Origin of the sequence: Streptomyces alanosinicus, assembly GCF_014650595.1 — a bacterium.
Taxonomy (GTDB): Bacteria; Actinomycetota; Actinomycetes; order Streptomycetales; family Streptomycetaceae; genus Streptomyces; species Streptomyces alanosinicus.
In genome coordinates this window covers 269,392-287,224 of record NZ_BMVG01000004.1, presented here as the reverse complement: position 1 = coordinate 287,224, position 17,833 = coordinate 269,392, and the positions used below count along the sequence as shown (strand labels likewise).

The 17,833-nt window shown below is 72.4% G+C and carries 14 protein-coding genes and 1 pseudogene; 3 read left to right on the top strand and 12 right to left on the bottom strand.

Annotated features, from left to right (window positions below):
* Positions 1 to 58: 58 nt before the first annotated feature.
* From cobA to IE277_RS12060, 8 genes and pseudogenes are all read right to left on the bottom strand, one after another.
* Positions 59 to 1,291, bottom strand: a complete 1,233-nt coding sequence (cobA, locus tag IE277_RS12095) for a uroporphyrinogen-III C-methyltransferase (protein WP_189951453.1) — start codon at positions 1,289 to 1,291, stop codon at positions 59 to 61.
* A gap of 145 nt (positions 1,292 to 1,436) precedes the next feature.
* Complete coding sequence (gene cobT, locus IE277_RS12090) at positions 1,437 to 5,795, bottom strand: nicotinate-nucleotide--dimethylbenzimidazole phosphoribosyltransferase (protein ID WP_189951451.1); 4,359 nt, start codon at positions 5,793 to 5,795, stop codon at positions 1,437 to 1,439.
* Positions 5,796 to 6,140: 345 nt separating this feature from the next.
* Positions 6,141 to 7,382 (bottom strand): precorrin-6y C5,15-methyltransferase (decarboxylating) subunit CbiE, encoded by a 1,242-nt coding sequence (gene cbiE / locus IE277_RS12085; RefSeq protein ID WP_189951450.1) that lies wholly within the window; start codon positions 7,380 to 7,382, stop codon positions 6,141 to 6,143.
* 87 nt (positions 7,383 to 7,469) lie between these two features.
* Entirely contained in the window at positions 7,470 to 8,108 is a 639-nt protein-coding gene (locus IE277_RS12080) for a GNAT family N-acetyltransferase (protein ID WP_189951448.1), read from the bottom strand.
* Between the two features lie 167 nt (positions 8,109 to 8,275).
* Entirely contained in the window at positions 8,276 to 9,106 is an 831-nt protein-coding gene (locus tag IE277_RS12075; protein WP_189951445.1) for a MetQ/NlpA family ABC transporter substrate-binding protein, read from the bottom strand.
* A gap of 71 nt (positions 9,107 to 9,177) precedes the next feature.
* Positions 9,178 to 9,921, bottom strand: coding sequence for a methionine ABC transporter permease (locus IE277_RS12070; protein WP_189951443.1), 744 nt, complete (start codon positions 9,919 to 9,921; stop codon positions 9,178 to 9,180).
* A complete protein-coding gene (locus IE277_RS12065) occupies positions 9,918 to 10,961 on the bottom strand; it encodes a methionine ABC transporter ATP-binding protein (protein ID WP_189951441.1) in 1,044 nt (347 codons plus the stop codon). Before IE277_RS12065 ends, IE277_RS12070 begins: the two co-directional genes overlap by 4 nt.
* 341 nt (positions 10,962 to 11,302) lie before the next feature.
* Positions 11,303 to 11,993, bottom strand: a pseudogene (locus IE277_RS12060) (HAD family hydrolase).
* A gap of 94 nt (positions 11,994 to 12,087) precedes the next feature.
* Here IE277_RS12060 and IE277_RS12055 point away from each other — a divergent pair.
* Together IE277_RS12055 and IE277_RS12050 are read left to right on the top strand one after the other, a co-directional pair.
* Positions 12,088 to 12,447: a hypothetical protein gene (locus IE277_RS12055; RefSeq protein WP_189951439.1), complete on the top strand. Its 360-nt coding sequence runs from the start codon at positions 12,088 to 12,090 to the stop codon at positions 12,445 to 12,447.
* Entirely contained in the window at positions 12,428 to 12,871 is a 444-nt protein-coding gene (locus tag IE277_RS12050) for a hypothetical protein (RefSeq protein ID WP_229881237.1), read from the top strand. Before IE277_RS12055 ends, IE277_RS12050 begins: the two co-directional genes overlap by 20 nt.
* On the opposite strand, the gene IE277_RS12045 is transcribed toward IE277_RS12050, so the two are convergent.
* From IE277_RS12045 to IE277_RS12035, 3 genes are all read right to left on the bottom strand, one after another.
* Entirely contained in the window at positions 12,861 to 13,358 is a 498-nt protein-coding gene (locus tag IE277_RS12045; protein WP_189951794.1) for a GNAT family N-acetyltransferase, read from the bottom strand. The two genes, IE277_RS12050 and IE277_RS12045, sit on opposite strands and share 11 nt — an antisense overlap.
* Before the next feature lie 44 nt (positions 13,359 to 13,402).
* Positions 13,403 to 13,909: an RNA polymerase sigma factor gene (locus IE277_RS12040; protein ID WP_189951437.1), complete on the bottom strand. Its 507-nt coding sequence runs from the start codon at positions 13,907 to 13,909 to the stop codon at positions 13,403 to 13,405.
* Between the two features lie 111 nt (positions 13,910 to 14,020).
* A complete protein-coding gene (locus IE277_RS12035) occupies positions 14,021 to 15,217 on the bottom strand; it encodes a glycerophosphodiester phosphodiesterase (protein WP_189951435.1) in 1,197 nt (398 codons plus the stop codon).
* A 360-nt stretch (positions 15,218 to 15,577) separates the two neighbouring features.
* On the opposite strand from IE277_RS12035, the gene IE277_RS12030 reads away from it, so the two are divergent.
* Complete coding sequence (locus tag IE277_RS12030) at positions 15,578 to 16,198, top strand: lysophospholipid acyltransferase family protein (protein WP_229881233.1); 621 nt, start codon at positions 15,578 to 15,580, stop codon at positions 16,196 to 16,198.
* An 83-nt stretch (positions 16,199 to 16,281) separates the two neighbouring features.
* Here IE277_RS12030 and IE277_RS12025 read toward each other — a convergent pair whose 3' ends face one another.
* Positions 16,282 to 17,805, bottom strand: a complete 1,524-nt coding sequence (locus IE277_RS12025; RefSeq protein ID WP_189951430.1) for an MFS transporter — start codon at positions 17,803 to 17,805, stop codon at positions 16,282 to 16,284.
* Between the last annotated feature and the right edge of the window lie 28 nt (positions 17,806 to 17,833).

Genomic DNA, 17,833 nt, shown 5'->3' with positions numbered 1-17,833 from the left:
ATGCGTTACCCCGGGTTACGCGTCATCGAGCCAGGGGTGGGTGAGCGGCGAGCGGCGATCAGACGACCGGCTCCGGGCCGACCGTGACGACATCGCCGATGACGATGACCGCAGGGGGCTTCACGTCCTCGGCGGTCACGGTCTCGGCGACCGTGGCGAGGGTGGCGTCGACGCGGCGCTGTGCCGCTGTCGTGCCTTCCTGGACCAGCGCGACGGGGGTCTGCGGCGCCTTGCCGTGGGCGACGAGCGTCTCGGCGATCTTCCCGATCTTGTCGACGCCCATGAGGATCACGAGTGTGCCGGTGAGCTTGGCCAGCGACGGCCAGTCGACCAGGGAACGCTCGTCGTCCGGGGCGACATGGCCGCTGACGACGGTGAACTCATGGGCGACGCCCCGGTGGGTGACCGGGATGCCGGCCGCGCCCGGCACCGAGATCGAGCTGGAGATGCCGGGGACCACGGTGCAGGGGATGCCCGCCTCGGCGAGCGCCTGGACCTCCTCCATGCCCCGCCCGAACACGAACGGGTCGCCGCCCTTGAGCCGTACGACCGACTTGCCCTGCTTGGCGTGCTCGATCAGCGCGTTGTTGATGGCCTCCTGGGCCATGTAGCGGCCGTAGGGGATCTTCGCCGCGTCGATCACCTCGACGTGCGGCGGGAGTTCCGCGAGCAGGTCGCGCGGGCCGAGCCGGTCGGCGATGACGACGTCCGCCTCGGCGAGCAGCCGGCGGCCGCGCACGGTGATGAGGTCGGGGTCGCCGGGGCCGCCGCCGACCAGGGCGACGCCGGGGGTGCGGGTGCGGTGATGGGGTGCCACCAGGGTGCCGTCGCGCAGGCCCGCGACGACCGCGTCCCGGATGGCGGCGGTGTGGCGGGGGTCGCGCCCGCGCGCGTCCGTGGTGAGGACGGCGACGGTGACGCCTTCGCTGTGGCCGGTCGCGGGGGTCCAGGCGGTCGCCTGGTCGGCGTCGTCGGAGCGGACGCACCAGACGCGGTGCCGTTCCGCCTCGGCGGAGGCGGCGGAGTTGGCGTCGGGGTCGCTGGTGGCGATGAGGGCGTACCAGGCGTCCGCCAGGTCGCCCTCCGCGTAGGGGCGCCGCTGCCAGGTGATCTCGGCTGCCTCGGCCATGGCCTCGACCGAGGGGGTCACCTCCGGAGACACGAGGGTGACGTCCGCGCCGGCCGCGATCAGTGCCGGCAGCCGGCGCTGGGCGACCGTGCCGCCGCCGAGGACGACCACGCGGCGGCCGGTGAGGCGGAGGCCTACGGGGTAGGCGGGGTGTTCGGCCATGGGGGCGGCTCCTCGTCCCGGCGGTACGAAGGGGCGCTACGGCTCTGGAGCGGCCCTGACGTGCGCATTTTAGATGTGGGTTCAGCGTACGGGCGAGGGTGGGGTACGCCTGTCGAGCGCAGGTACCCCACCCCGCGGCGGAAGACTACTTCTCGGTGACGCCCGCCGAATCGAACGTGGCCACCTCGTGCATCGCCCGCGCCGTGCTCTGGACCAGCGGAAGCGCCAGCAGCGCGCCCGTGCCCTCGCCCAGACGCAGGTCCAGGTCGACCAGGGGGCGCAGGCCCAGTTTGTTCAGCGCGGCCACGTGGCCCGGTTCGGCGCTGCGGTGGCCGGCGATGCAGGCCGCGAGGACCTCGGGGGCGATCGCCCGGGCCACCAGGGCGGCCGCGCCGGCGCTGACGCCGTCCAGGATCACCGGCGTACGCAGCGAGGCGCCGCCGAGGAGCAGGCCGACCATGGCCGCGTGTTCGAAGCCGCCGATCGCCGCGAGGACGCCGACGGGGTCGGCCGGGTCCGGCTGGTGGAGGTCCAGGGCGCGGCGGACGACCTCGGTCTTGCGGGCCAGCGTCTCGTCGTTGATGCCCGTGCCCCGCCCGGTCACCTCTGCCGGGTCGGCACCGGTGAAGACCGAGATGAGTGCGGCGGACGCGGTCGTGTTGGCGATGCCCATCTCGCCCGTCAGCAGCGCCTTGTTGCCGGCCGCGACCAGGTCGCGGGCGGTCTCGATGCCGACCTCGATGGCCGCCTTGGCCTCCTCGCGGGTCATCGCGGGACCGGTGGTCATGTCGGACGTACCACCGCGGATCTTGCGGGGCAGCAGTCCAGGTGTGGCGGGCAGGTCGGCGGCGACGCCGACGTCCACGACGCAGACCTCGGCGCCGACCTGGCCCGCGAAGGCGTTGCAGACCGCTCCCCCGCCGAGGAAGTTGGCCACCATCTGGGCGGTGACCTCCTGCGGCCAAGGGGTGACGCCCTGGGCGTGCACACCGTGGTCACCGGCGAAGATGGCGACGGCGGCGGGCTCCGGGATCGGCGGCGGGCACTGCCGGGACAGCCCGGACAGCTGCGCGGAGATGATCTCCAGCATGCCGAGCGCGCCGGCCGGTTTGGTCATGCGCTTCTGGCGCTCCCAGGCCTCGCCGAGGGCCTTGGCGTCGAGCGGGCGGATCTGTGCGACGGTCTCGGCAAGCAGGTCGTGGGGTTCCTCTCCGGGCAGGGCGCGGCGGCCGTACGTCTCCTCGTGCACCACCCAGGACAGGGGGCGTCGCTTGGACCAGCCGGCCTGCATCAGCTCGGGCTCGTCCGGGAACTCGTCGACGTACCCGACACACAGGTACGCGACGACCTCCAGATGCTCGGGCAGACCGAGCGCGCGGACCATCTCCCGCTCGTCGAAGAAGCTGACCCAGCCGACGCCGAGGCCCTCGGCGCGGGCGGCGAGCCACAGGTTCTCCACCGCGAGCGCCGAGGAGTAGGGCGCCATCTGCGGCTGGGTGAAGCGGCCGAGGGTGTGCCGGCCGCCACGGGTGGGGTCGGCGGTGACGACGATGTTGACCGGGGTGTCGAGGATGGCCTCGATCTTCAGTTCCTTGAACTGCTTGGCCCGGCCCTTGGGCAGCGACTTGGCGTAGGCCTCGCGCTGTCGTGTCGCCAGTTCGTGCATCGTCCGCCGGGTGTCGGCGGAGCGGATGACGACGAAGTCCCAGGGCTGCGAGTGGCCCACGGAGGGCGCCGTGTGGGCGGCCTCCAGGACGCGGAGCAGCACCTCGTGCGGGATGGGGTCGCTGCGGAAGCCGTTGCGGATGTCGCGGCGCTCGCGCATGACCTTCAGGACGGCCTCGCGCTCGGCGTCGGCGTAGCCGGGCGCGGCGGGGCCGACGGGCTGCGGGGCGTCCGCCACCGCGGCCGCGCTCTCCTCTTCCTGATCGGCCTGATCGGCCGCCCTGGTCTGCAGATCCTCCGCCTGCTGTACGACATCGGGGGCGTGCTCGGCGCCTTCGGCACCCGATGCGGCGGGTGCGGCGGGTGCGGCGGGTGCGGTGGCCGGCTCGCCCTCACGCGGCGCGGGCACGGTGGGCACCGGCTGCCGCCCGTCCTGCGGGGCAGGGACCAGGGGCTCCGGCGGGGTCGGGGCGAGGTGCGGGGTGATGGGCACCTGGCCCTCGACCGGCACGAACTGTCCGAGCGGCTGCTCCGGGTGCGGCTCCCCGTGCGGCTCCGGGTGCACCTGCGACGCAGCGTCGGACGGCGCCGGCTCGACCGGAGCGTCGGCGGCCGGCTGTCCGGGCGCGCTCGGGTGCGCGGACGGCTGCGGGTGCGCGGGCGTCTCGGCCTGCGGGGCTGAATCGTCGGCGCCGCCGGACGGCGCCGGCCCGGCCACGACGGCGGCCGGCGCGGGAGTGGCCTCCGCGGCCGGCGCGGGCTGTGTGCGGGTGGCCTGCGCGGGCTGCGTCTGCGGGCCGGCGGGAGCGCCGGGCTGGGGCGCGGGAACCGCCTCGGCCGTGGCCACGGCCTGGTGGACGACGCCGTGGGCGGCCATCTCGTGCGGGGCCTGCGGCGCGCCGACGACCCCGGCCTCCGGGGTACCGGCCGCGGCCACGGCGGCGGGTACGGCAGCCGCGACCACAGCGACAGGCACGGCCGGTTCGGTCATCTGGGGGCCCTGGGCCGGGTAGAGCTGCGGCTCGGGCGCCGCGGTGGCCGGAGCCGATACGGCGTCCGGGACCGGGGCCGGGGCGGCAGCGGGGGCCTCCGTCCGCGGCGCTTCGGTCACGGGGGCCGGGATGCCGGAATCCGGCACGGCCACCGGCTCGGGGGCCGGTACGGCCGTGGCGTCGGGCGCTTTCGCGGGTGCGGCACCGGGCGCCGGCTGAACAGCGACCGGTTCGGCGGCGGTCGCGCCGGGCTGACCGGCCACCGCGCTCGGCTGCGGCTGCGACTGCGCGTCCACCACGCCGGGCTGCGGCTCCACGGGGGCCGCGACGGAGGCGTTCGGGTCGGACTGCGCGGGGACGACGGGCTCGCCCTGGGCCGGAACGGCCGGAACTGCCTCCGGCGCGATCCCGGCGCCGTCGGGCATCTCCGGCGCGGGAAGGGTCTCCGATGCGGGAAGGGTCTCCGATGCGGAAGGGGTCTCCGCGCTTCCGTCGGCGACGGCACCTTCGGCGGCCACGGGGGCCTGCCCGGCATCGGCGGCCTGCGGCACGCCCGGTGCCTGCGGCACGCCTGCGCCCTCGTCCGGCTGGGCGGGCTCGGGCTGCTCGGCGGCGGCGCCCGCCTGAACGTCCTGCTGCGTCTCGCCCTGCTCCGCCGGGCTCGCCACCGTCCCCTGCACCGGGGCGGCGGCCGTCGCGTCCGCCTCCTCGGCGGCGACCGGCACGGCCTCGGGCACCACGACGGCACCCTCTGCGGCCTGACCAGCCTCGGTCTCGGTCTCGGGCGCGGGGGCGGGCTCGGTCTCCGTCACCATCACCGGCTCGGCCACAAGCGCGCCGTCGTCCACGGCGCCGTCGCCCGCGGCACCGCCGTCGGCGACAACTCCGCCGTCCGCCACGGCCGTACCCTCGGCGGGCTGCCCGGCGGGCACGCCCTGGCCGCCCTCGGCGGAAGGCTGCGGGACGCCCGCCGGCATCTGCTCCGCGACGGGCGGCGCGGCGCCCTCGGCAACAATGTCCGAAGAGGGCCCCGTGGGAGCCGTGTACACCCCGTCGTGTCCGTGTGCGGGCTGCATCCCGTCGTGTCCGTGCACCACCTGTGCCGTGGCCGGAGCCGGCCCGGCCGCCTGGTGGGCGGGGCCGGAGACGGCGGCCTGAGCGGCGCCGGCCGGCTCGGTCCCGGCGGTGACGTCCACGGGGACGCCGGCCGGATCAACCGTTTCGGCAGCCGGTGCCTGGGCGCCGACCTGGGCCACCGCCGTCGCCGCCGGTGCGCCGGCCTCGGCCGCCGGGGCGGTGGGCGCCGCGCCCCAGGGGGCCGCGCTCTGCGGGGCCATGTCGCGCAGCGGCTGCGCGTCGAGATACTCGGGGCCGGGCGCGGCCGGACCGGGCTGCCGTACCGGCGCTCCCGCGGGACCACGGTCGGCGAGGGAACGGACCGGACTGGCGGAGGCGTCGGGGATCGGCGGGCCGAGGTGCAGCGGACGGCGCGGCGGCTGCGGGGCAGCGGCCTGCTGGTCCTGCGGGGCCGAGAGGATGGGGGACGGCGGGGCGGACGCCGGGGCCGGGTCCGGCAGTCGGACGCCGCTGAGGTCGACGGAGCCGCTGTCCCGGCCCGCCGTCTCGTGCGGGCCCGGCTCGTGGACGGCCTCGACGACCGGTTCCGGAGCGGGTGGTGGCACCTCGTTGCCCCACGCGCCCTGGGCACCCGGCAGCAGCAGGTCTTCGTCCTCGGCGGGTGCCTCGGAGAGGTAGGTGTACGCACCGTGCGCGGGGGCGCCCGGCTGTTCCACCATGCCTGCGCTCTCCGGCTGCCCCTCGCCCGGGACCTGGCCGGTGTCGGTCATGCGTACCCCTCGCCCATCGGTTTCGTGCTCCTACGACCAGCTCACCCGGAACGGCGCACCGACCGCCCGTCATGAAGAACGAGCGTCCGTGCCCAGCGGCACGAACGACCCGCCGGAAAAGGCGACAAAGCCATTCAGTGGCATTGTCCCGGCCGTTCCGCCGTCGCGACAGCATGATCCGCGACAGTCCGCTGTGGACTGCGCCACGTTGCGCGTCCTCCGGTTCCGCAGTACCACACCGACCCCAAAACGGGCGTGCTTTCCGGACATTGGCGAACGAATTTCCGGGCCGCCCGGTGTGGCACAACGATCGGCCAGCCTACCGCGCGCAGTACGACAACCGGATCACGGGGCGCGGTCGGGGAGCACGCCGCTGAGCAGGAACGCGACGCTCCGTTCGGTCTCGGTCCAGGCGCGGGTGTCGAGTTCGACGGACTGCAGCAGCGCGCACTCGACCCGGTATCCGTGCTCGCTCAGGTCGCGCCCGATGAGTTCGGCCGCGTCCCGGGTCGCCGCGTGCGCGACGATGCGCTGCGGGCGTCGGTCGGCGACCGCCGAGACCACGGCCGCTCCCCCGCCGCCGACCCGGACGACATCCGGTTCGGGCAGGTTCTCCAGGACGTGCGGGGCGGTGCCCTGGATCACATGGAGCTGGACGCCGAACCGGCGGGCGACCGCCTCGGCGCGGGCGCAGGCCCCCGGGTCCCGGTCGACGGCGATGACGGCCGCGCCGGCGCGGGCCGCCTCGGCGGCGAAGGCGCCGGAGCCGCTGCCGATGTCCCAGACGAGGTCGCCGACCCGGGGGCCGAGGCGGGCGAGTTGCGCGGCGCGCAGCAGTTCCGTCTCGCCCTCGCCGAGCCGGCCGCCGGTCTCGTCGCCGTAGGAGCGGTAGGACGCGTCGGGCTGTACCCAGCCGCGCGGTCCGGCGCCGGGGTCGCGGCCGGCGATCCAGTCGGCGCTGTCCGCCGCGCCGGCCCGGCCGGCGGGGCCGCCGATGACGATGACGACATTGGGGTCGCGCCAGGTGTGGTCGGGGGCCTTGTCGGAGGTGACGACGGTGACCTGTTCGCGTTCGGTGCCCAGTGCCTCGCAGATGACGAAGGTGCGGTGGACGCCCTCCAGCAGGAGTCCGAGTTCGGCGGGTCCGGCGCCGGGTGAGGTGAGGACGGCGACCTTGGTGTGGGCGCGGCAGACGTTCACGGCCCGGCGCAGGGTGCGCGGGTGGGCGACGACCACCTGGGCGTCGTCCCAGGGCATGCCGGCGCGGGCGAAGGCGGCGGCGACCGAGGAGACGGCGGGCACGACCTCGACCTCCAGGCCGAACTCCGGTGCGCGCAGGGTGCGTACGACGCCGAAGAAGCCGGGGTCGCCGTCGGCGAGCACGACCGCGGTGCCGCGGTGGGCGGCGATCCGGCGGGCGGCGAGCGTGATGCTGCCGAGGCGGATGCGTTCGGCGGCGGGCGGGATCTCGGGCAGCGCCAGATGGTGGGCCGCACCGGCGACGAGCGTGGCGGCGCCGAGGGCGGCGCGTGCCGCGGCGGTCAGCGGCGAGCCGTCCCAGCCGATCACCGTGACGCGGTCGGCCATCGTCGTCTCTCTCCAGGTCTTCGCAGCTCGTCAGGGGTACGGGCCCGGTGCCGGGCTCCCTGAGCGTACCCGGTGAGGCTCAGCGGCTCAGTTCCAGTCCGCGTACGACGTGAAGCCGGGGGAATCGGCGAGCTGCTCGTCGGCGCCTTCCAGGTCCTCCGGGAGCAGGCTCCACACGATGTAGTCGCTGCGCACATCGGTCCAGCTGCCGTCGTCGGCGCGGTGGCGGACCATGCAGGCGTTGCGCAGGACCCCCTCGCTGATGCAGCCGATCTTCTGGGCGACCTGCTGGGCGGCGGTGTTGTCGGCGGCGGTGCGCAGCTCGACGCGTTCGAACCTCTGGTCGCCGAAGAGCCAGTGGGCGGTGGCGAGCGCGGCCTCGGAGGCATAGCCCTCACCGCGGGCCCAGGGGGCGATGATGTACGACATCTCGGTCGCGCGTACATGCCAGTCGGTGTGGGTGAGCTGGACGATGCCGACCAGCCGCTGGGTGAGGAACTCGGTGACGGCGAGGTCGAGGCCGCGGCCCGCTATGCGCTCGGCCGGGGAGCGCTGGGAGATCCAGCGATGGGCCAGTTGCTCGGTGTAGGGCTGGGGGACCGGGGTCCAGGCGCCGATCTGCTCGTCGTTCATCATCTCGGCCAGGGCGGGCACGTCGTCCTCGTCGAGGGGGCGCAGGCCCAACCGCTCCGTGCTGATGGAGATGTTGGGGAAGGTGCTAGTCATGCGCCGCTCCGTAACCTTCGGAAAAACTTGAGAGACCATCAGGGCCGTGCCGGAGGCAGGCCGCTGAACTGCCCAGCATGCAGCATGAAACCACTGAACCGCACGACAGGGTCCACCCCCCGTGAGGGAGCGGACCCTGTGCGTGGCGATACGCGGTATACGCCCCGTCAGAAGGACGGGATGACCGAGCCCTGGTACTTGTCCTCGATGAACTTCTTGACCTCGGGCGAGGTGAGGAGCCTGGCGAGCTTCTTCACCCGCGGGTCCTTCTCGTTGCCCTTCTCGACCGCCAGGAAGTTGGCGTACGGGTTGTTCTTCGCGGACTCCAGGACGAGGGCGTCCTTGGCGGGCTTCAGACCGGTGGAGATGGCGTAGTTGCCGTTCACCACGGCGGCGTCCACGTCGTCCAGGGAGCGCGCGGTCTGCGCCGCCTCGACCTCCTTGAACTGGAGGTGCTTGGGGTTCTTGGCGATGTCCTGCGTGGTGGCCTCGTTGCCGGCGCCGGCCTTGAGGGTGATGAGCCCGCCCGCGGCGAGCAGCTTCAGCGCGCGGGCCTCGTTGACGGCGTCGTTGGGGACGGCGACGGTCGCACCGCTCTTCAGGGCGTCGGCCTTCTTGACCTTGTGGGAGTAGAGGCCGAGCGGCTCCAGGTGCACCGTGACGACGGGCACGATGTGGGTGCCGTGCTTGCTGTTGAAGTCGTCCAGGTACGGCTGGTTCTGGAAGTAGTTGGCGCCCACCGAGCCGTCCTCGGTCGCCGTGTTCGGCGTGATGTAGTCGGTGAACTCCTTGACCTGGAGGTCGAGGCCCGCCTTCTTCGCCAGGTTCTTCTTGACGAAGTCGAGGATCTCGGCGTGCGGGGTCGGGCTCGCGGCGACGACCAGCGGGCCGCTGTAGTCGTGGGAGCCGGAGGAGCTGCCGGAGCCGCAGGCGGTGAGCCCGAAGGTGAGGGCTCCGGCGGCGAGGACGGCGGTGGTGAGCTTGGCGGTGTTACGCACGAAAAGTGCCTTTCCTTAAGGGTGGTGCGACCCCGTGTGCGGGTGAACGGGGAGTTTTAGGGCCGGGAGCGTCAGCTCTTCTTGACGGCCTCGGTGGCGACCGTGCCGGGGAGGACGCCCCTCAGCGGCCTGAACAGGAGCAGGCCGCCGGACCCGCCGCTGCGGCGGTGCAGGGAACGGGCCACGACGTCGCCGACGATCTGCAGCAGGGAGATGACGACGGCCAGGATGGCCACGGTGATCCACATCACGCCGGTCTCGAAGCGCTGGTAGCCGTAGCGGACGGCGACGTCGCCGAGCCCTCCGGCACCGACCGTGCCCGCCATGGCGGAGTAGCCGATGAGGGCGATGACCGTGGTGGTGGCGCCGGAGATCAGCGACGGCAGGGCCTCGGGCACCAGCACGCTGCGGACGACCTTCCAGGTGCTGCCCCCCATGGACTGGACGGCCTCGACGAGCCCGCCGTCCACTTCCCGGACGGACATCTCCACGAGCCGGGCGAAGAACGGGATGGCGCCGATCGCGAGCGGCACGATGGCGGCCTCGCGGCCGATGGTGGTGCCGGTGATCCAGCGGGTGAAGGTCATCAGCGCGACCATGAGGATGATGAACGGCATCGAGCGCGCGATGTTCACGACCTGCCCGATGACCTTGTTCACGACGACGTTCTGCAGCAGTCCGCCCTTGTCCGTGAGGACGAGGAGGATACCGAGCGGAAGACCTGCGACGACGGCGATCAGTGTGGACCAGCCGACCATGTAGAGCGTGTCCCAACACGCCTGGGTGAGCACCGGCTGTATCTCGGACCAGGTCACTTGGCACCATCCTTCACCAGCACGGGCGCCTGGGCATCGGCACCGACGACATCGATCTGCAGGCCCTGTTCGCGCAGGAATCCGATCGGCACCACGTTGTCCTCGTAGCGGCCGGGCAGTTCGATGCGCATACGGCCGATCTGCAGGCCGCCGACGGTGTCGATGGCGGCGCCGAGGATCGAGATGTCGATGTTGTAGGTGCGCGCGAGCTGGGAGACGACCGGCTGGGTGGCGGCCTCGCCGTGGAAGGTGACGTCGAGGACGGTCCGGTCCTCGCCGGTGCGCTCGCCGCTCACCGGGAACAGCGCGGCGGCCAGCTCGGAGCCGGGCGTGGCGAGCAGTTCGCTGACCGTGCCGGACTCCACGATCCGGCCCTTGTCCATGAGGGCGGCGGAGTCGCAGATCGACTTCACGACGTCCATCTCGTGGGTGATGAGCAGGACGGTGAGGCCCAGCTGCCGGTTCAGGTCGCGCAGCAGCTGGAGGATGGAGCGGGTGGTCTCGGGGTCGAGGGCGCTGGTGGCCTCGTCGGAGAGCAGCACCTTCGGGTCGCCGGCGAGGGCGCGGGCGATGCCGACGCGCTGCTTCTGGCCGCCGGAGAGCTGGGCGGGGTAGGCACCGGCCTTGTCGGCGAGGCCGACCAGGTCGAGCAGCTCCAGGGCCTTGCGGGACCGTTCCTTCGCCGGGGTGCCGAGGATCTCCAGCGGCAGCTCGATGTTGTCCCGCACGGTGCGCGAGGACAGCAGGTTGAAGTGCTGGAAGACCATGCCGATGCGGCTGCGCGCCCGGCGCAGCTCCCGGCCGGCGCGCGGGCCGCGCCCGGCGAGGGCGGTGAGGTCCTGGCCGGCGACGGTCACGGTGCCGGAGGTGGGGCGCTCCAGCAGGTTGACGCAGCGGATGAGGGAGGACTTGCCGGCGCCGGACTGGCCGATGACGCCGTAGACCTCGCCTTCGCGGACGTGAAGATCGACGCCGTCGAGGGCGGTGACCTCACGGCCGCGGGAGCGGTAGACCTTGGTGAGGCCCGAGGTGGTGATCACGTGGGTTTCCGTCACTGTCGAGTGCGCGGGCGTGGGTGTGCCCGGGCACGGGTGCAGGTTCAGGCATGGGGAGTGGGGTTGCGTCTCGTACGGCCTACGGCGCACGGACATGCCACGGCTCTCGCTTCGGGGCGCGAGGCTCAGCTGATGCGAGGGCCCTCTAGAAGGCGCACATTCGGCACATCAGGCGACACATACAACGAGCACCGGGCGTCATGGTCGCCTCGGTCGCAAGGGTGCGGCAGCTCGTCGTGGTCATGCGATCAGTAAAGCAGAACCATGGTCCGGGCCGGTCGCCGCTGTCCGGATAGTGGACAGCGGCGGACAGTCGGGGCCGGGCGTCAGCGGCGGACGGAGATCTCCACACCGGAGTCGGTGACCAGTGCGGACAAGGCCGACAGGTCCTTGACCACGAGGTCGGCGTCCAGTTCGTCCGGGCGGTGGGTTGTGGCCAACGCCACGGTGGTCATTCCGGCCGCGCGGCCCGCCTGGAGTCCGGCCGGGGCGTCCTCGAAGACCACACAGCGGGCGGGGTCGACGCCGAGCTGCCGGGCGGCGAGGAGGTAGGGCTCGGGGTCGGGCTTGCCGCGGGTGATGTCATCGGCGGCGATCAGCGTCTTGGGCAGGATGCCGACGGCGTCCAGGCGGGCCTCGGCCAGCCGCCGGGTGGCGGAGGTGACGACGGCCCAGCGGATGGGGGTCCCCCCGGCTCCGAGCGAAGCCGAGGAGTTGGGGGGAGGGCAGCGCGTCGAGGAGCTCCCGTGTCCCGGGCAGCAGCCGCACGCCCCCGTCGGGTACGTCCTCCAGCTCCAGCTGTTCGACCCGCGCGACCGCCTCCGGCACGAGGCGGGCGGGCAGCAGGTCGGCGACTATCTCGGCCGCGGGCCGCCCGTGCAGTGGCACGCGCCGGAACTCCTGTGCGGTGATGCCGTACTCCCGCGCCCAGCGCGTCCAGCAGCGCTCGACGGAGTCGAGGGAGGAGACGAGGGTGCCGTCGTTGTCGAAGAGGAGGGCGCGCGCATGGATCGTCATGGTCTAGACCCTACGGTGTACGGCACGGCGTACGGCGGGGTCGGCGGCCCGGGCCCGTTTCGGCGCGAAGTTCGGGCCGTAATAAGGTCACCGCATGCTCAATGCCCTGACGCTGGTGACCGGGGTCGCCGCGCTGTTGCTCGCCGCCTGGTGCGGCTGGGCCGCCTATCGGGACCAGCCGACCAAGGACTGGCACTTCATCGGCATGGCCGTGGTGTCCCTGCTGGCCGTGGTCCAGCTGGTGGTCGGGATCGTGCAGCTGGCGCGGGGCGAGAAGCCGGAGCAGGGCACGACGATCTTCGTGGCGTATCTGCTGGGCGCGTTCGCGTGTGTTCCGGCGGCGGGGTTCATGTCACTGGCCGAGCGGACCCGCTGGGGCTCGGTGACGGCCGCCGCCGGCGCGGTGGTGCTGGCCGTGCTGGAGGTGCGGCTCTATGACATCTGGGGAGGCTGAGGTGACGGCCGTGGAGGAGAAGCCGGCCCGCTTGATCAGTGGCCCGGGCATGCTGCTCGTGTGGTTCTACGGTGTGATGGTGGTCGGGGCCGTGTCGCGCTCCGCGTACCAGATCGGCACGGACTTCCAGCGGGCGCCGCTGGCCTATGCGCTGTCGGCCGTGGCCGGGGTGGTGTACGGGTTCATCACGTACACGCTGGTCCGGGGCGGGGAGACCGCTCGGCGGGCGGCACTGGTGTGCTGCGCCGCCGAGCTCGCGGGTGTCCTGATCGTCGGCACCTGGACGCTGGTCGACCGTTCGGCGTTCCCGGACGCGACCGTCTGGTCCGACTACGGCATGGGGTACGTCTTCATCCCCGTGCTGCTGCCGCTCTCCGCCCTGTACTGGCTGCGGAAGGCACGCGCCGGCGCGGTCACGCGGTAGCCGCGTACGCCCCGGCCTGCTTCTCCAGGACGATCAGCTCCACGCCGTCGGTCCCCTTGGAGCGGCCCACCGCCTCGTAGCCCACGCGGCGGTAGAGGCGGAGGTTGCCCTCGCTGCGGTGGCCGGTGAGGAGACGGAACTTGGTGGCGCCCCGCTCCTGCACCAGCGCCGCCTCGGCCGCGCGCAGCAGCCGCGCGCCGATGCCGTGGCCCTGCAGGCGCGGGTGGACGCAGAGCTTGCCGATGGCGGCCGCGCCGCCCTCGGTGACCTTGCCGCGAACGGAGCCGACCACTTCCTCACCGAGCCTGGCGACGAAGACACAGTCGGCGGTGACCTCTTCCCGGACGGAGTCCAGGGTTTGGACGAGCGGGTCGATGCGGTAATTGCCGTACAGCGCCGCCTCGCTCTGGAAGCACAGGTACTGAAGCCTGAAGATCTGCTCCGCGTCCTGTTCGGTCGCCACCGAGATGGTCACGCTCATGCCCATGTGCGCACGCCTCCCGCTCACCTGATCACCTGTCGTTCCCACTCCTATCCCCGCACTTCGCGGACCGCAACCTCCGGTGTGAGCAAACGCCGTAGACATCCCAGACATCTGGAACGTTCTGGCCCAAGGCTGCCCTGTGAGATACCCAACTCCCCCGCGATCTCCCGGTATGTCAGATCCTTCGGGGAGAGCAGGGCCTCGATGAGCCGGGGGCAGCGGCCGGGCAACCGGCGCACCGCGTCGCGCAGCGCGCGGTACCGGGCGTCCGTGAGCACATACTGCTCGGGGCCAAGGCGGGCGTCGTCGGCCGGTTCGGTGCCATAGGGGCGTTCCCGGCGGGTGGTGCGGCGGCTGCGGCGGGCCTCGGCGCGAACGGCCTTGCGCAGCCAGCCCTGTGGATCCGGTGGCGGTCCTTCGGTCTCCAGGCGCTCCAGCAGCCGGAGCCAGACGGCCTGCTCCAGGTCACCCGGCTCACTCCCGGCGGCATATGCCTCGGCGGCGGCCTCGGCGGTGAGCAGCGGGTGCAGGTCGGCTACCAAGTCGTGCGTCATATGCGGAACGACGTGCCGCCCCGGCGGCAGGTTTCCGGGGCGGCGCACAGTCACTTCGAACGAGGTCCCTGCCGGGCGGCTCGTTGACGGCGGGAGTCGGCGAACGCCGGGTCAGCCCGCCAGGAAGTCGGCGCGGGCGAGCAGGCCGGTGTCGGCGTTGTCGGTGAAGACGCCGTCGATGCCGGTCGCGAAGTACGTCCTGAACGCGCCGAACGGGTCGCCGTAGGCGTCGGCCGCGCTGCCCTTGCGGTACTCGGCCGGCAGGAACGGGTTCTCGTTGCGCATGGTGTAGGGGTGCAGGACCAGGCCCACCTTGTGCGCGTCGGAGACCAGGGTCGACGGCTTGCCCAGGGTGCCGTCCGCGTTCTTCGGGATGACCAGGTCCAGGGTCGGGCCGATGCCCTGCGCGTAACCGGCGATCTCCCGCAGCCCCTTGGGCGTGATCAGGTCGGCAACGGTACGCGGATCGCCCGACGCGACGAAGTCGTAGGGGCGGCTGTCGGCCGTGGAGAGCAGCACGACGAGCGGGTTGTCGACCAGCTGGTTCAGCTTCTGGATGCTGGTGGGCTCGAAGGACTGCAGGATGACCGGCGAGTTCCGGCCGTCCTTGCCGTACTTGCGCAGGAGCTTGGCGACCCGCTCCTCCAGGCCGAGGCCGAGCGCCCGGAAGTAGGTGGGGTGCTTGGTCTCGGGGTAGATCCAGACCTGCTTGCCGCGCTTGCGGCTCTGCTCGTCCTGCCACTTCAGGACCTCTTCGAACGTGGGGATCTCCCAGCGTCCGTTGTAGAGGGTGTTGTGCGGCCGGTTGGCCGGTATCCGCTCTGTCGCGCGCAGCGTCTTCAGTTCGGCGAGCGTGAAGTCCTCGGTGAACCAACCGGTGGTGGCGACGCCGTCCAGCATCTTGGTGGTCTTGCGGCCGGCGAACTCCGGGTGCGCGGCGACGTCCGTGGTGCCGCCGATCTCCGGCTCGTGCCGGCACACCAGATGGCCGTCCTTGGTGGGCACCAGGTCACCGGCCTCGACCACGTCGGCGCCGAGGTCCAGGGCCAGGTTGTACGAGCCGAAGGTGTGTTCGGGGCGATAGCCGCTGCTGCCACGGTGACCGATGATCGTCGGCTTCGGCAGGCTCTTCAGCCCCCGGCCACCCTGTCCGGCCGTACCGACCGCACGGGCCGCACCCGTCTCGGCGGCGCCGGCCGCACCCGGCAGTCCGAGGACCGCTCCGCTCGCCGCGCCGAACACCGCCGCGCCGAGGATCGCCCGTCGCCCCGTGCCCTGCGTCTTCTCGTTCACCTGGTCGCTGCCCATCAGCGTCTCCTGCCCGTCCGTACGTAAGTGCGGGCCGATCGTAGGGGCGTTGATGTGACCGGCGGGAGTCCTGGGCCGGAACGCACGGGTGCCGCCGGCCGTCGTGTCGGAGCCGCACCCGAGCGATCTCCGTCACATCGCCGCAGGGCGGTCACACCCCGTCTACGGTGCGTCACCGCAGGTAAACCCGCGTCAACTCTTCGTAAGACCTCGGTGAACCGGGCCTCCCCGATGTGCGTCTCCCCCGGGGCCGCGAGTAATGTCCTCACCTGCACAGACTCATAACGCCCCTCGACATCGGAGGACCCGTTGTCCCGCTTCCGGCTCATCAAGGCAGTGCTGGGACCGATCATGCGCCTGATGTTCCGCCCACAGGTCGAGGGCGTGGAGAACATCCCGGGGGACGGTCCGGTGATCCTGGCGGGCAACCACCTCACGTTCATCGACTCGATCGTGCTTCCGCTGGTCACCAAGCGGCAGGTGCACTTCATCGGCAAGGACGAGTACGTCACCGGCAAGGGCCTCAAGGGCCGGCTGATGGCCTGGTTCTTCACCGGCGTCGGCATGGTCCCGGTGGACCGGGACGGGGCCAACGGCGGTGTGGCGGCGCTGATGACCGGGCGGCGGATCCTGGAGGAGGGGAAGATCTTCGGGATCTACCCCGAGGGCACGCGGTCACCCGACGGACGGCTGTACCGGGGGCGCACCGGTATCGCGCGGCTGACGCTGATGACCGGTGCGCCGGTCGTGCCCTTCGCCATGATCGGCACGGACAAGCTGCAGCCGGGCGGCAACGGAATCCCGCGGCCCGGCCGGGTGACGGTCCGCTTCGGCGAGGCGATGGAGTTCTCGCGGTACGAAGGGATGGACCGGGACCGGTATGTGCTGCGGGCGGTGACGGACTCGGTGATGGCCGAGGTCATGCGGCTGTCGGGCCAGGAGTACGTGGATATGTATGCCACGAAGGCAAAGGCGGCCTGAGCACCGTAGGGCTTGGTGCCGTCTTGCGGGCGCGGGTCGTGGTCGCTCTTCGCACAGTTCCCCGCGCCCCTTGACTACTCACCTCACCCGGCGCTCTCCAGTTTCTGGCCCTTCAGCAGGAACCAGGCCGCCACCGCCGTTGCCAGCAGGACCGCCGCTCCCGCGCCCGAGGCCAGGTGGAGGCCGTGGACGAAGGAGTCGCGGGCCGCGTCGAGCATCTGGCCGGCCGTGTGGGGGGCCAGCTGCCTGGACGCCTCGACCGCCGCGCCCAGTGACTCATGGGCCTCGGGCGGGGTGCCGGCCGGGCCGGTGAAGTCGCGGTAGACGCCTGTCACGATCGAGCCCAGCAGGGCGATGCCGAGGGCCGCGCCCAGTTCGTACGCCGTCTCGGAGACCGCCGAGGCGGCGCCCGCCTGTTCCTTGGGCACGCTGGAGAGGATCACATCGGCGGTGACCGTGAAGGACAGGCCCGCTCCGACACCGACGACCAGGAGCGCGGCGCCGAGCACCGGGTAGCCGGTGGCCTGGCCGACCGTCGTCAGCGCGGCCAGGGCCAGGCCGACCGCCGCGAGACCGCCCGAGACCGCCGCACGGACGGAGAACCGGCGGGCCGCGCGGCCCGCGAGCAGACCGGCCACCACCGCGCCGAGGGCGGCGGGCAGTTCGGCGAGGCCCGCCTCGAACGGGCGCCTGCCCTGGACGAGTTGCAGAAACTGGGAGAGGAAGAACACCAGGCCGGACATGCCGAGCACGGTCAGCAGGTCGGCGAGGACCGCCCCGCTGAAGCCACGCCGGCCGAACAGCCGCATGTCCAGCAGCGGGGTCGCCATGGTGAGCTGACGGTGGACGAAGCCGTAGAGTGCGGCCGCGCCCAGCAGGCCCGCGGCGAGCGTGGGAGCGGTGAAGCCGTGTGTGGCCGCTTCCTTGACCGCGTAGACGACACCGATCATGCCGACCAGCGACAGGACGACGCTGATCAGGTCCCAGGGGCCGGGGTTCGGGTTGCGGGACTCGGGCAGGGTGCGGATACCGACGAGCACCAGGACCGCCATCACCGGCAGGTTGATGAGGAAGACCGAGCCCCACCAGAAGTGTTCGAGCAGGAAGCCGCCCGCGATCGGGCCGACGGCCGTGCCGGCGGAGGCGGTCGCACCCCAGATGCCGACGGCGAGGCTCCGCTCGCGCGGGTCGTGGAAGAGGTTGCGGATCAGGGCGAGGGTGGCGGGCATCAGGGTCGCGCCCGCGACGCCGAGCAGCGCCCGCGCCAGGATCATCAGCTCCGGTGTCGTCGCATAGGCGTTGAGCACGGATATCGCGCCGAACGCCGTGGCACCGCAGAGCAGGATCCGCTTACGGCCGATGCGGTCGCCGAGGCTGCCCATGGAGACGAGCAGACCGGCGATGACGAAGGAGTAGACGTCGCCGATCCACAGCAGCTGGGTGCCGGACGGGTTCAGGTCTTCGCTGATGTAGGGGGTTGCCAGACCGAGGACGGTGGCGTCGACGGCCACCAGCAGCACGGCCAGGACGAGGACCGAGAGCGCGAGCCAGCGGCCCGGACGCTTCTCCGCCTCCGCCACGCGCGCCGGCTGCAGGGTGCTGGTCATGGTTCCTCTCTTCTTACGCGTGGGTACG